The 14245-nt window shown below is 63.9% G+C and carries 12 protein-coding genes; 4 read left to right on the top strand and 8 right to left on the bottom strand.

Annotation, left to right across the window (positions count from 1 at the left end):
- Positions 1-3: 3 nt before the first annotated feature.
- The 4 genes from CVS48_RS05425 to CVS48_RS05410 form a co-directional block, all read right to left on the bottom strand.
- Positions 4-1299, bottom strand: coding sequence for an ABC transporter substrate-binding protein (locus CVS48_RS05425; RefSeq protein ID WP_100853583.1), 1296 nt, complete (start codon positions 1297-1299; stop codon positions 4-6).
- A gap of 33 nt (positions 1300-1332) precedes the next feature.
- Positions 1333-2388 (bottom strand): ABC transporter ATP-binding protein, encoded by a 1056-nt coding sequence (locus CVS48_RS05420; RefSeq protein WP_100853582.1) that lies wholly within the window; start codon positions 2386-2388, stop codon positions 1333-1335.
- A 135-nt stretch (positions 2389-2523) separates the two neighbouring features.
- Positions 2524-3321 carry a phosphodiesterase gene (locus CVS48_RS05415; RefSeq protein WP_100853581.1) on the bottom strand — a complete coding sequence of 266 codons (798 nt, stop codon included), beginning with the start codon at positions 3319-3321 and terminating at the stop codon, positions 2524-2526.
- A 58-nt stretch (positions 3322-3379) separates the two neighbouring features.
- The gene (locus CVS48_RS05410) at positions 3380-4393 is read right to left on the bottom strand and encodes a substrate-binding domain-containing protein (protein ID WP_100853580.1); all 1014 of its coding nucleotides are present in this window, start codon (positions 4391-4393) and stop codon (positions 3380-3382) included.
- Between the two features lie 319 nt (positions 4394-4712).
- On the opposite strand from CVS48_RS05410, the gene CVS48_RS05405 reads away from it, so the two are divergent.
- Complete coding sequence (locus tag CVS48_RS05405; RefSeq protein ID WP_100853579.1) at positions 4713-6041, top strand: amidase; 1329 nt, start codon at positions 4713-4715, stop codon at positions 6039-6041.
- Between the two features lie 174 nt (positions 6042-6215).
- Here the strand turns inward: CVS48_RS05405 and leuA are convergent, their stop codons facing one another.
- Both leuA and CVS48_RS05395 read right to left on the bottom strand, forming a co-directional pair.
- Positions 6216-7934: a 2-isopropylmalate synthase gene (gene leuA, locus CVS48_RS05400; protein WP_100853578.1), complete on the bottom strand. Its 1719-nt coding sequence runs from the start codon at positions 7932-7934 to the stop codon at positions 6216-6218.
- Positions 7935-8293: 359 nt separating this feature from the next.
- Complete coding sequence (locus tag CVS48_RS05395) at positions 8294-8926, bottom strand: hypothetical protein (RefSeq protein ID WP_100853577.1); 633 nt, start codon at positions 8924-8926, stop codon at positions 8294-8296.
- A 16-nt stretch (positions 8927-8942) separates the two neighbouring features.
- Here CVS48_RS05395 and rpoN point away from each other — a divergent pair, with 16 nt between their 5' ends.
- From rpoN to bfr, 3 genes are all read left to right on the top strand, one after another.
- Complete coding sequence (gene rpoN, locus CVS48_RS05390) at positions 8943-10370, top strand: RNA polymerase factor sigma-54 (protein ID WP_473186643.1); 1428 nt, start codon at positions 8943-8945, stop codon at positions 10368-10370.
- A gap of 121 nt (positions 10371-10491) precedes the next feature.
- Complete coding sequence (locus tag CVS48_RS05385; protein WP_050448875.1) at positions 10492-10773, top strand: (2Fe-2S)-binding protein; 282 nt, start codon at positions 10492-10494, stop codon at positions 10771-10773.
- Between the two features lie 503 nt (positions 10774-11276).
- Positions 11277-11753, top strand: a complete 477-nt coding sequence (gene bfr / locus CVS48_RS05380) for a bacterioferritin (protein ID WP_050448876.1) — start codon at positions 11277-11279, stop codon at positions 11751-11753.
- A gap of 74 nt (positions 11754-11827) precedes the next feature.
- Here bfr and CVS48_RS05375 read toward each other — a convergent pair whose 3' ends face one another.
- Complete coding sequence (locus CVS48_RS05375) at positions 11828-12514, bottom strand: hypothetical protein (protein WP_100853575.1); 687 nt, start codon at positions 12512-12514, stop codon at positions 11828-11830.
- A 24-nt stretch (positions 12515-12538) separates the two neighbouring features.
- The gene (locus CVS48_RS05370; protein ID WP_100853574.1) at positions 12539-14146 is read right to left on the bottom strand and encodes a peptide chain release factor 3; all 1608 of its coding nucleotides are present in this window, start codon (positions 14144-14146) and stop codon (positions 12539-12541) included.
- Positions 14147-14245: the final 99 nt, after the last annotated feature.

Raw genomic sequence — 14245 nt, 5'->3', positions numbered from 1 at the left:
GGTTTACTTGTAGGAACGCAGGATGCGATCGGCCTCGCGCTGTGCGTCGGTCAGCGCCTGCTGCGGCGTCTTCGACCCGATCAGCGCGGCTTGCAACGCATCGTTCAGGGTCTTGGTGACGCGCTGGTTTTCATGCGTGGAGAATTCCGCCACGCTGACTTCCAACTGGTCGCGCGCGACCGCCGCGGCCGGCACTTCCTGCGCATACTTCTTCATCTTCTCGGTCTGCCAGGCGGCCGGCGTCACGGCGACGTAGCCGGTGGCGATGCTCCAGTCAGCCGCGCGTTCCGGCGTCGTGACCCACTGCGCGAATTTCAGCGCGGCCTGTTGCTGCGCCGGCGTGCCGCTCTTGAAGATGTAGAAGTTGCCACCGCCCGTCGGGCTGCCGCCGCGCTTTTGCTTCGGCATCATGGCCACGCCGAACGGGAAGTCGGCATTCTTGCGGATGTTGGTCAGATTGCCGGTGGTGGTCCAGACCATGGCCGCCTTCTTTTCCAGGAAGTCCTTCGGCGTGGTGCCCCAGTCGATCGTGCCCGTCGGCATGATCTTGTGCTTGGCGGACAGGTCGCGCCAGAACTGAGCGGCTTCCACCACCGCCGGCTTGTCCAGGTAGACCTCGTTGCCAGCCTCGTTCATCAGGATGGCGCCGTTGGGCGTGGTCAGCGCCTGGAACAGCCAATAGGCGAACGCGCCGCCCGATGGAATCTCGATGCCCCATTGCGTGGTGTTGCCCGAGGCGTCCTGCTTGGTCAGCTTCTTGCCGTATTCAACCAGTTCTTCCCAGGTGGCCGGCGCGCGCTCGGGATCCAGCCCGGCGGCCTTGAACAGGTCCTTGTTGTAGTACATGACGATGGTCGAACGCTGGAACGGCACGCCCCAGGTGTGGCCGCCCGTGCGGCTGTTCTGCATGAAGGCGTCATAGAAGCTGCCCAGCCACTTCTTGTCAGCATCGGACTTCGCCAACGAATCGATCGGCACGATGGCGTCTTCGTCGATCAGGGTGAACATGTCGGTCGACAACAGCACCGCCAGTTGCGGCGGCGTGCCGCCCTTGAGCGCCGTCAGCGCCTTGGCGATGGAGTCCTGGTACGAGCCGGCGTAGATGGGCTTGATCTTGATGTCGGGGTTTTCCTTCTGGAAGTCCGCCACCATGTCGTCGACGATCTTGGTGATGGGGCCGCCCACGGCCACCGGGTAGTAGAACTCGACTTCAACGGGTTTGTTCTGCGCCTGTGCCGGCAGGGACAGGCAGGCGGCGGCCAGGCTGGCGGCCAGGGTCTTCAGTACGATGCGTCGCATGGTGCGTTTCCTTTCCTGTGGATTGGGCGTCTTTCAGCGCCCGACGGTGTTGATGACCGCCGAATCGGCGGCAAAGAAATGCTGTTGCTCGTTCGGCCAGGTCAGGCCCAGGGCCTCGCCGGCGCGGGCGCGCAGATGGCCGCCAACCCGCACGGCCACGCCACTGGTGTCTCCCACGCGGCACACCACGATGGAGTCCGCGCCGAAGTACTCGACGCTTTCGACAATGGCGGGTATGCCCGCGCTGTCGATGCGGATGTGTTCCGGGCGCACGCCCAGCTTCACCGCGCCCGCCGGGGCGTTCGCGATGGTCGGGCCTTGCGTGCCGGTGATGACTGTCGAACCCTGCTGGCTGGTCAGCGCGATCAGGTTCATGGGCGGGGTGCCGATGAAGCGGGCCGCGAATTCGCTGGCCGGGCGCGCGTACAGGCCGTCAGGCGTGTCGTGTTGTTCGATCTGGCCGCCGCGCAACAGCACAACCTGGTCGGCCATGCTCATGGCCTCGGTCTGGTCGTGCGTCACGTACACCATGGTGATGCCCAGGTTCTGCTGCAACGCGCGGATCTCGCGGCGCATCTCGTGGCGCAGTTGCGCGTCCAGGTTGGACAGCGGCTCGTCCATCAGGCACACGGGCGCTTCGGAAATCACGGCACGCCCCAGCGCCACGCGCTGTTGCTGGCCACCCGACAATTGCGACGGCTTGCGGTCCAGCAGATGGCCCAGGCCCAGCAGCGCGGCCACGCGCTGCAAGCGGCGATCGAAATCGCGCGCCGGTTCCTTGCGCACCTTCAAGCCGAACAGGATGTTCTCGCGCACCGACAAGTGCGGAAACAGCGCGTACGACTGGAACACCATCGAAATGCGGCGCTTGGCGGGCGGCAGTTGCGTCACGTCGCGGTCGCCGATGCGGATGGTGCCCGACGTGGGCGTATCCAGCCCGGCAATCATGCGCAAGGTGGTCGACTTGCCGCAGCCCGACGGGCCCAGCAGCACCGTGAAGCTGCCTGCCGGCACCGTGAAGCTCACGCCGTGGATGGCGGCGGCGTTGCCGTACTGTTTGGTGAGGTTATCCAGAACGATGGATGACATGCTGTCTCGAAGATCTAATTGTTAGATCCGCATTGTTGCCTGTTATGAAAACCTTTTCATTGTGCAGCGCAAACATGACGGATTCGTGGCAAGCTCTACGGCTTCAAACTGCGTGTCGCCTGTCAGGCGCAGCGCTCATGCAAAGGGATACGGGCCGGGGTATTCCCCGATAACGGCGTGATGCGTGACCAGGTTTTCGCCCTGCCACCAATGCAGCTGGTAGCCCGGCGGTTCCATGATGTATTGCAGTGTCGGGCGAGGCCCAAGCTCCAGCGCCAACTGATGCGCGGTGCCGGGGCAGGTTGAGGCGATCGTGCCGCCGAAGCGCTGGAAAATCGTGCGGTGCAAATGGCCGCACAACACGCGCTCTACCTTGGGAAAGCGCGACACGATGCGCTCCAGTTCCGGGGCGCCCGCCAGCAAGCCGATGGCGTCCATGTGCTCAATGCCGGTCAGGAACGGCGGATGGTGCATCAACACCAGCGTGGGGCGGTCGGGTTGTTCCGCCAGGCGCGCCGCCAGCCAGTCCAGCCGGTCCTGGCAAAGCTCGCCATGGCTCTTCATCGGCACCACGGTGTCCAGCGCCAGCATGCGCAGCGGATAGGTTTCGATCGCGTACTGGATGAACGGGCCGCCGCCTTGCAGATAGTGATGATCGGGAAACGCAGCGCGCAGCTCCGCGCGATCGTCATGGTTGCCCGGCAGCAGAAAATACGGAATCTCCAGCGCGCTCAAGTGGTCGCGCAGCACCTGATATTCATGCGGGCGGCCCAGGTCGGTCAGGTCGCCCGTGATCAGCACGCAATCGGGGCGCGGCGTCAGCGCGTTCAACGCGCGCACGGCCGGCGCCAGGAACGCCGCGGGGTCGATGACGCCGTAGGCCTTGTCGCCCGGGGTGCGCATGTGCAGGTCGGTGATTTGTGCGATGAGCATGATGCGTACGGTAGGTTGGAATTGGAAAAGGCAGCGGAATGAAGTCCGTGAAATGCCGTCAACGACGCACGGACGCCGCGGTGCCGCCGACCACGATGCAATGCGGCAGGCGATTCGATTGCGGGGGCTGGCCGTGAATCTGCGCCAGCAGGTTCGAGCACGCCGTCTGCCCAATGCCATCGCTGGGTTGCGCCACGGTGGTCAGCGGCGGGGTCAACAAGGCGCCAAAGCGCATGCCGTCAAAGCCGCAGACCGAAATGTCGCTGGGCACGCGCAGCCCCAGCGCCACCAGGTCGGCAATGACGGCGGTGGCCAGCAGGTCGTTCGAGCAGAACAGCGCGGTGGGCGCCTGCTTGCCGCGCAGCGCCGCCTTGAGCACGTCGGCGTCGCTGCCGGTATGCGAGCTCATCGCGATGTGCTGCACGGTGTCCAGGTCCAGCTTCTTGGCGCAGGCGCGCGCGCCCATAAGACGGCGTCGCGCGCGGTCGGACGCAGTCAAGGGGCCAGTGACAAGCGCAATGCGGCGATGCCCCAGCGCGGCCAGGTGCGCCACCATATCGCTGGCCGCGGCGCGATTGTCGACAGAGGCGAATGGGTGCGTGGACGACTCGTTGTAGACCAGCACATAGGGCATGCCCGCGCTGTCCAGATCGTCCAGTGTGGCGCTTTTGTTTACGTCGGCAACCGTAAGGATCAAGCCATCCACCTGGTGATCCATCAAGCCTTGCACCGCCGCCGATTCAACGGCGGGGTCATAGCCGGTGGCGGTCAGCATGACGCTGTAGCCGGATTCGCGCGCCCGCCGTTCCGCGCCTTCGAAGCATTCGGCAAAGACGGGGTTGGACAAGGTGGGCAGAATCAAGCCGATGGTGCGGGTGCTGCCCGACCGCAGGCTGCGGCCCACGCGGTTGGGCCTGAAGCCGGCGCGCTTGGCCACGTTGCGGATATGCGCCAGCGTGTCGGGATGCACGATCTCGGGCTGGTTGAACGCGCGCGAAACCGTCGCCGGCGAAACGCCTGCCTTGCGGGCCACTTCAATAATGGAAAAGCGGGGCGACGGGCGCGTGGCCATATCTGGATGACTGTCGATTTGCTGAAAACGATTTCATCTTACAAGACAAATATGACCTTTGTGTTGCACGGGTTTGCGCTATGCTGGTGCGAACGCAACAACATAAAGTCAGAGCGTGGCGCAGACGGATTGACTGGGAAAACCCGGTGTTTTTGGTGTTTTTCCCAATTGACGCGGCGCGCACAATGGCTGGGATCGGTCCGCTGAATCCGCGTGGCGATAATGCCGCGCGGCAAGCAAGGACAGACCCTCGGTCAAGGGGACCGGGTGCGCTTCAGCCGCCACGCAATGCGTGGCGCCGGGATAGAGGAAAAAGAAAATGTCTATTGCCTTGAACAGACTTGGCGCGCTTGAAGCCGCGCGCAAGCTGCAACGGCGCGAGTTAACCGCGGTGCAGCTGGTGCGGGCGTGCTTTGCCCGTATCGAGCAGCGCGAGAACACCATTCATGCCTGGACGGCGCTGCAAAAGCAGGCGGCGCTGGACCACGCCCAGGCCCTGGATGAAGGCGCCCTGCGCGGCCCGCTGCACGGCCTGCCCATCGGCGTGAAAGACCTGTTTGACACCGTCGACCTGCCCACCCGCTATGGCTCGCCCATTTACGAACGCCACCGCCCCGGCCTGGATGCCGCGTCAGTGGCGCTTTGCCGTGGCGCGGGCGCCGTTGTCGTGGGCAAGACCGTCACCACGGAATTCGCCACCTACCAGGCTGGCCCCACGCGCAACCCGCGCAACGAGGCCTATACGCCGGGCGGCTCGTCCAGCGGTTCGGCGGCAGCCGTCGCTGACGACATGGTGCCCTTCGCGCTGGGGTCGCAAACGGCGGGCTCGATCATCCGTCCGGCTTCTTACTGTGGCATCGTGGGCTTCAAGCCCACGTTCGGGGCGATTCCGCGCGCGGGGGTGAAAAGCCTGGCCGAATCGCTGGACACCGTCGGCGGGTTCGCGCGCTCGGTGCCGGACGTTGCGCTGTTCGCCTCGGTCATGATGCGCGATGCGCGCATGCTGAACCTGTCCTACGACGCCAAGCCGCGCGTCGGCATGTGCCGCACGCTGCAATGGCGGCATGCGCAGGCGGAAACCAAGGAAGCCTTTGCGCAGGCCGCGGCCACGCTGTCGCGCGCTGGCGCCGTAGTGCAAGAGGTGCCGCTGCCCGCGCAGGATTGCATGCTGGTGCAGTTGCACGCGGACATCATGGCGTTCGAGGCCTCGCAGTCGCTGGCCTACGAACGCCTGCAGCACGCCGGCCAGCTCAGCCCGAAAATTCAGGCGGTGCTTGAGGCGGGGTCGCAGATTACGGCGGAACAACACATCAGGAATCTGGCCCGGGCGGAAGAGTCGCGCGCCCGCGTGAATAGTTGGTTCGAGGACTACGACGTGGTACTGGCGCCCAGCGCTGCCGGCGAAGCGCCGTTTGCCGACCTGGGCACGGGCGACCCGCAATTCTCGCGGCCCTGGACCCTGTTCGGCCTGCCCTGCTTGAACCTGCCCTTCGCCACCGGCCCGCAAGGCCTGCCCGTGGGGTTGCAGTTGATCGGGCAACGCTACGATGACTACCGCACGCTGGCAATCGGCGCCTGGGTCCATGAGCGGCTGCTTGAGGCCAATGAAACCGATATCGGCGCCTCCGATATGTGGCCGCGCGGCTGAACGCTATTCGGATAGCGTCGTGCAGAAAGCAGAAAGCCCGCCGATAAGGCGGGCTTTTGTTTTGCCGGGTGCGCCAAAGAGAGGTGTGTCTTTGGGTGGTGGCCAGCCCATGTTTCGGGCTGGCTGTGGGCGTTCAGTTCAGGTTGCGCAGACGTAGCAAGCGGATCACGCGGATCACGCGGATTCGGCTTCGGCGGCTTCCTGCTCGGCGGACGCCACGGCGCCCGCGTTGATGTGGCGGTTGACGGCGCTCAGCACGGCCTGGAACGAGGCGGTCACGATGTCGCGGTCGATGCCCACGCCAAAGCCCGTGCTGGATTCGCCGACGCGCAATTCCACGTAGGAAGCGGCGCGCGTGTCAGTGCCGGTGCCGATGGCATGCTCGTGGTAGTCCATGATGCGCACGGGCACGTCCAGCGCGGCGACGAAGGCCGAGATGGCGCCATCACCCTTGCCCGTCACGATGCGGCGTTCGCCGTTGTATTCAAGTTCGGCTTCGATGCTGAAGTGCTGGCCTTCGCCGGCCGACGGATTGCCGTCGATGCGGTGGCGGATCAGCTTCCACGGCGTCTTTTGCTCAAGGTATTCGCGGTTGAAGATGGTGTGCACATCGTCGGCGGTGACTTCGCTGCCGGTCTCATCCGTGACGCGCTGGATGGCGCGGCTGAATTCAATTTGCAGGCGGCGCGGCAAGACCAGGCCGTGTTCCTGCTCGAGCAGGTACGACACGCCACCCTTGCCGGACTGGCTGTTCACGCGGATCACGGCGTCGTAGCTGCGGCCAAGGTCGGCGGGGTCGATCGGCAAGTACGGCACTTCCCAGACGGCGTCGGCCTGTTGCAGCGCAAAGCCCTTCTTGATGGCGTCCTGGTGCGAACCCGAGAACGCCGTGAAGACCAGGTCACCCGCGTACGGGTGGCGCGGGTGTACGGGCAATTGGTTGCAGTATTCGGCGCAGCGGCGCACTTCGTCGATGTCGGAGAAGTCCAGGCCCGGATGCACGCCTTGCGTGTACAGGTTCAAGGCAAGCGTGACGAGGTCGACGTTACCGGTGCGTTCGCCGCTGCCAAACAGGCAGCCTTCGATACGGTCGGCGCCGGCCATCACGGCAAATTCAGCGGCGGCAACTGCGGTGCCGCGGTCGTTGTGCGGGTGCACGCTAAGCACGATGCTGTCGCGGCGCGCCAGGTTCTTGTGCATCCATTCGATCTGGTCGGCGTACAGGTTGGGGCTGGTAGCCTCGATGGTGGCGGGCAGGTTCAACACCATCTTGTGGTCAGGCGTGGGCTGCCAGACATCGGCCACGGCATTCGAGACTTCCAACGCGAATTCGGGTTCGGTGGTGCTGAACACTTCGGGCGAATACTCGTAGCTCCATTTGGTTTCGGGGCGCTGCGAGGTGTATTGCTTGATCAGGCGCGTGCCGGTGGTGGCGATGCCCTTGATCTCGTCCTTGGACATGTTGAACACGACCTTGCGGAAGGCCGGCGCGCAGGCGTTGTACATGTGAACGATGGCTTGCTTGGCGCCGGCGGCGGCTTCCACGGTGCGGCTGATCAGGTCTTCACGCGACTGCGTCAATACGATGATGGTGACGTCATCGGGGATGCGCTTTTCGTCGATGAGCTTGCGCACGAAATCGAAGTCGGTCTGCGAAGCGGACGGGAAACCCACCTCAATTTCCTTGAAGCCGATCTTCACCAGTTGTTCGAAGAAGCGGAGCTTGCGCTCGACGCTCATCGGTTCGATCAATGCCTGGTTGCCGTCGCGCAAGTCGGTGCTCATCCAGATCGGCGCCTTGGTGATGCGGCGGCTGGGCCAGGTGCGCTCGGAGAAGTCGCGGGCAAAGGGCGCGAAGGGGACGTATTTGGTGGCGGGGTTGGCAAGCATCATTACTACACCTCGATCGGTATCTTTTGAATCCCGTGAGCACTGAGTCTCGTCGGCGCCTGTGACCGGATGACGGTCTTGCGCCAGGGGGTGCCGTGATTAACCGGCAGGATTCACAAATAAATGGGGGAAATCGCGTGTGGCAAACGTGGCTGCCGAGCTACCACGGGGACACTAGGCCCGGCAACCGATCGGTAGGTATAGCGATAGCGCGGCGGCGAAGGAAGAGCGAGCGCGCAGGCCGGCGACCGGAGCGGCGAAGCGTCCGGTGGCAATCGCGGGGAGGGTGCGGTAAGCGGCCATAGGGTGCTAGTCAAACATACTTTTTCGACAAGCGCAAACAGAAACTGCCAGGTTGGGGCTCAGCGCGCCGGGCCGATACGCGGTTCGACGTAGCGTTCGGTGCGGGCCTCACCGCGCGGTTCGCGACGGCCGTCGTCACGCGGATCCCGTGCTGGCAGGCTGGCCGATCCGTCCAGAATTTGCGCCTGTTCCGCCACCATGGCGATCTTGCCGATGCGATTGTGGCGAATTTCAGACAATGCGCGGCGCAAGTCGCCTACAGTGAAGGGTTCCTGGCGGTCGCCCCAGGTCCAGCGCAGCACGCCCAGCGATTCTTCAGTCAGATTGGGGGCCAGGTCCGCCAGAACGTCGGTGCCTACCGGTGTCGCGGCGCCCGATGCGAGGCTGGCCGAAAACCAGGCCCGCACGGAGAAGAAGACGATCAGGGTCCAGATACCGGCGACGACCCACCAGATGTAAGGGTTGACCTTCTGCGCCATGTCCTGGGTGGGTTGGCCCAGGGTATGCAGGAAGTCGTAGTTCATGCGCTTGCCGAAATCCAGTATCCACGAGGCGATCAGATACCAAAGGACGATGGCGACGGCGATGACTATCGCGCGCACAACGATTCGGGGTAGCGCCAGTTTGAGCAGGGTCTGGCCGATAAGTCGGCTGTCCTGGCGAACGCTTGCGGGCGAAGTCAGATTCATCATGCAAAATATTGTACCTATGACCCGTCCAATTTTAGAACTGCGACCTGGCCAGCATTTGACGCTGACCCCTCAGCTGCAGCAATCGATACGATTGTTGCAGTTGTCCACGCTCGACCTTGAGGCCGAGATCTCGCAAGTGCTCGCGGACAATCCCCTGTTGGAGCGGGAAGACGACACCCCCGCCGCCGAGGCGCAAGCCGAATCCGAGCGCGAATCCTCCGTGCAGGACGATGAGCCCGCCGTAGAGCGCGAGACGCCCGTGGACGAAATGCCCGGCTCGGGCGGGGTGTATTCGGATGATGACTCCGGCCTGCCCGAGGCGGCGCGCCCCGACACCCTGCGTGAGCACCTGCTGGGCCAACTGATGTTGACGCGGGCCGCCCCGCGTGACGCGGCGTTGGCCGCGCTGCTGATCGACGAGCTGGACGAAAACGGGTATCTGGGGTCGCCGCTTGAGGAAATCCTGACCTGGCTGCCCGCCGACATGGAGCCGGACCTGGACGAATTGCGCGCCGCGCTGTCCTTGTTGCAGTCGTTCGACCCCCCTGGCATCGGCGCGCGCGACATGGCCGACTGCCTGGTGTTGCAGTTGCGCCACCCTGACCTGGCCAGCCTGCCGGAAGCGGCTGACCCGGCGGTCCTGGCGTGCGCTCGCGCGATTTGCGCGCAGCATCTGCCCGTGCTGGCCACGGGCAACGCCGCGCGTCTGTGCGCCGCCGTGGGCTGTGACGAAGCCACCTTTCGCGCCGCCCATTCCCTGATTCTGCGGCTAGAACCCCGCCCCGGGCGGGCCTGGACGGTGCCGGCAGCCGATTACGCCGTGCCGGACGTCATCGTGCGCAAGACCCGGCGCGGCTGGCAAGTCACCCTCAATAGCGCTGCGGTGCCCCGTTTGCAGATCAACGGCCTGTATGCGCAGATGTTGGGCAATCAGAAGGAATCCGCGCACGCGGGCCTGCAGACCCAATTGCAGCAAGCCAGATGGATGATCCGCAACGTGGAGCAGCGCTTTGACACGATCCTGCGAGTCGCCCAGGCGATCGTGGAGCGCCAGACCGCGTTCTTCAGCCAGGGGCCATCCGCCATGCGTCCGCTGATCCTGAAGGATATCGCCGGCGAACTTGGATTGCACGAATCGACCATTTCACGGGCCACAACACAGAAGTACATGCTCACTCCGTTCGGTACCTTGGAGCTCAAGCGCTTCTTCGGCACGGGCGTGTCCACGGACGGCGGTGATGCAACTTCCGCCACTGCGGTGCAGACATTCATCCGCCAAATGGTGGCTGAAGAGAACCGCGCCAAGCCCTTGTCCGATAGCCAGATCATGCAGAAACTGGCCGATCAGGGGATAGTCATCGCCCGTCGGACGGTGGCAAAGTACCGCGAAGCACTGCGGATTGCCCCCGCCACGCTGCGCAAGGCGCAGGCCGGCGCACGTTGAAATAGGGGACGATTCCGCGCGGATTCGTCCTTTGTTTCAAGGGCTTGCGTGACAATTCCGCTACAACTTTTTTTGTGGACGGGGCTTGTCATTCGTCGAATAATTTTCGATAATCATTCGCATGTACATTTGCGTATGTAATGCCATCACCGAACGCCAAGTCCGCGCCAGCGTGGACGGTGGCGCGACGACGCTGTCCGACCTGCAATTCGAGCTGGGCGTAGCCACGTGCTGCGGCTGCTGCGCGGCAACCGCCGCCGAATACCTGCCGGGCGGCCGCTGCTCCAGCGTGTGCGACGTTCGCTCCATCGCCGTTCCGGTTAATGCTCCTGCCACTCTGGTCGAGTCGGGCGCGGCTGCCAACAACAGCAGCTTCCCCATTCCGCTGGTCGCCGCGGGCTGAGCATTGCCGTTCCATTCCGGCTCGCTGAGGTTTCCCAGCGGGCCGCGCTGTTTTTCCTGCCGGTTTTTCTACTGCTGCTCTCGCTGCCGTGCCGGCTCGTTTTCCTGCCGCTTCTCTCGCCGTTTTTCCGTCGGTCCCCTTTTGCCCGCTCCGGGTTGCAAAACCGCAACCCGACGGCATCAGCGCGTTTCTCACCGAAAACACCCCGTCTTCCTCTGATTTCCAGACCCCTCGCGCGCAATATGCCGAGCGTTTGCCGTGGATGGGTGCGCGCAAGGCCGCATAGCGCTTGCCTTGCATGAGCAAGGCATCAAGTACGCATACTCATTCTCATTGGCTTGTCGCTTTCTTGTAGCGGTTCTAAAGCGGTTTACCAAATGCAGAGCAAGGCTAGGCGCGGCCCCGCGCCAGGTGGTAGTCTGCCGGGGTTGCGTACGCGCGGCATCGTGCGCTCCTTTGTCGCGATGCACTCGCGCGTCGCGCCTGACTGCAAGGAGTCCATTATGAAAGGCGACAAAACCGTCATCCAGTTCTTGAACAAGCAACTGACCAACGAACTGACGGCCATCAACCAATATTTCCTGCATGCCCGCATGCTGAACCACTGGGGCTTCGACAAGCTGGGCAAGCACGAGTACGAAGAATCCATTGGTGAGATGAAGCACGCGGATCGCCTGATCGCGCGCATCTTCATGCTGGATGGCCTGCCCAACCTGCAAGACCTGCACAAGCTGCTGATTGGTGAAGACGTGCCCGAGCTGCTGGCTTGTGACCTGAAGCTGGAGCAAGCGGCGCACACCACCGTCGTGGAAGCCATTGCCTATTGCGAATCGGTGCGTGACTACGTCTCGCGCGATCTGTTCCAGGACATCCTGGACGACACCGAAGAGCACATCGATTATCTGGAAACCCAGATTGAACTGATCGACAAGGTCGGTATCCAGAACTACCTGCAAAGCCAGATGTCCGTGCCCGAGTAATCGGTCCGACAGCCAGGCAATGAAATGGCGCCCCTCGGGGCGCCATTTTCATGTGCTGCGTAAAAAATACGGAGTTACTGCGGACGGGCCGGGCATTCGGCCATCGTGCCCCAGGCGCGGTTCGGCGCACAGTACTTGTTGCGCGCGTTCCAGGAGCACGAAGGACGCTCGAAGAAGCCTTGCGTGGCGCACTGCGCCAACTCGCGCTTGAGCGCGTCCTGCCAGCCGGGAACTCCGGGCGCGGGCGACGTGTTGGGCGGAGGGGGCGGCGCCTGGACCATTTGCGACGTGCCGTAGCCACCGGCCTGCATTTGGCCGCCGTTGATGGCGGTGGAGGTGCCAGGCACCTGCAGATCCATCGTGGTGACGTCCGACGAGCCGGACGGCAGCGGCACTTCCGAGGCCGCCGCGATTTCGCGGGCCTGCTCAGGCGTGATGCGTTCGCGCGAGAGCTTCACGGCGGGATCGCTGACGGTGTCGAACAGCGACACCGTATTGACCTGCCATTCCCGGTCAGCGGGCTTGTCCGGCACGCCCAGCGTGCCGTCGATGCGGGGCTGCGGGGGTTGCGCCACGTAAGGGCGTCCGTTGGCGTCCAGAACAGGCTGCTGCGAAGCCGCCGCGTCCTGTCCAGGAGCCGGTGCCGCGGGCGGCGCGTGTGCTACCAGCCAGTCACCCAATTGAATACCGCCCCAGGCCGACGCGCCAAGCGCGATCAGGAGCGTTGCGAATAATAAGCGCCAAGACATTGCTACCCTCATCTGCCGTGCGGAGCCCGAACGGGCCTACGCCTTGTCCCCGAAAACTTTGCCTCCATGCTCGCGCATGGCATGGAATTTAACCTCGGGATACAGATCCTCGGCTACGCGCAACTGCGCATGGGAACTGATCAAAAACGCCGCCGCATCGACAACATCATAGGCGATATGGGCGGCATTGGCATCCATGAACTTGCGCAGCGCCTTCGGGTTTTCAGACGTAATCCAACGTGCCATTGTGTAGCGCGAAGGCAGCATCCGGGCGTCCGCGCCGTACTCGGTTTTCAGGCGGTGAGCGACCACTTCAAACTGCAATTGGCCGATGGCGCCCAGCAGCAACGAGCCGCCAGCGGCCTCGGGGCGGAACACCTGAATGGCGCCCTCTTCACCCAGTTGGGTCAGGCCGGTGCGCAGTTGCTTGGTGCGCAGCGGATCCTTCACTTCGACCGCCTGGAACAGCTCAGGCGCGAAGAACGGCAGGCCGGTGAACTGCAGCGTTTCGCCTTCGGTCAGCACGTCGCCCAGTTGCAGCACGCCGTGGTTCGGAATGCCGATCACGTCGCCGGCATAGGCCTCGTCCAGCAACTCGCGCCGTTGCGACAGGAACGACACCACGTTGTTGGGGCGCATTTCCTTGTTGGTGCGGGCCACCTTCAAGCGCATGCCGCGTTCAAAGCGGCCGGAGCTGACGCGCACGAATGCAACGCGGTCGCGGTGGGCCGGGTCCATGTTGGCTTGCACCTTGAACACCACGCCGGTGAACTTGGGTTCTTCGGGCAGCACTTCGCGTTGCAGCGCCATGCGAGGGCCGGGGGGCGGCGCGTGGTCGACCAGCGCGTCCAGCACTTCCTGGACGCCGAAGTTGTTGATGGCGGACCCGAAGAACACCGGGGTCTGCTTGCCGGCCAGGAACTGGTCGCGATCGAACGGGGGCGCGGCTTCGTTGATGAGTTCGATCTCGCCGCTGGCCTGGTCGAACGCCGAGCCGTAGCGGCGGGCGATTTCGGGGTTGGTCAGCCCTTCGATGACGTCGTCATTGTCCGAGCGGCGTTCCTGCCCGGGGCGGAACACGCGCATGCGGTCGCGGCGGATGTCGAACACGCCGCCAAATGCCTTGCCCATGCCGACCGGCCACGAGAACGGCACGGCGTCCATGCCCAGGTGGCCTTCGATTTCCGACAGCAGTTCCAGCGGCTCGCGCACTTCGCGGTCCATCTTGTTGATGAACGTGATGATGGGCGTGTTGCGCGCGCGGCAAACCTGCAGCAGGCGGATCGTCTGCGGTTCCACGCCGTTGGCGGCGTCGATCACCATCAGCGCGGCATCCACCGCCGTCAGCACCCGGTAGGTATCTTCAGAGAAGTCCTGGTGGCCCGGGGTGTCGAGCAGGTTGATGACGCAGTCGCGGTATTCCATCTGCATGACCGACGAGGCCACGGAAATGCCGCGTTGCTTTTCGATTTCCATCCAGTCGGACGAGGCATGGCGCGAGGCTTTGCGCGCCTTCACGCTACCGGCGATCTGGATCGCGCCTGCGAACAGCAACAGCTTTTCGGTTAGCGTGGTCTTGCCCGCGTCGGGGTGGGAAATGATCGCGAACGTTCGGCGCCGCGCAACTTCTTGAGGGATATTCATGGTCGGGGAGATTGTACTTAACGCCGCTTTTGGAGCCGGCGCGGTACGGCATCGTGCATGAAAAAGCCTTGGGGCACGCGCTGTCGCCAGCAAGCACCG

Origin of the sequence: Achromobacter spanius, assembly GCF_002812705.1 — a bacterium.
GTDB classification, from domain to species: domain Bacteria; phylum Pseudomonadota; class Gammaproteobacteria; order Burkholderiales; family Burkholderiaceae_B; genus Achromobacter; species Achromobacter spanius.
Note: the sequence above shows the minus strand (reverse complement) of the source record. Positions and strands in the feature narration are given on the sequence as shown.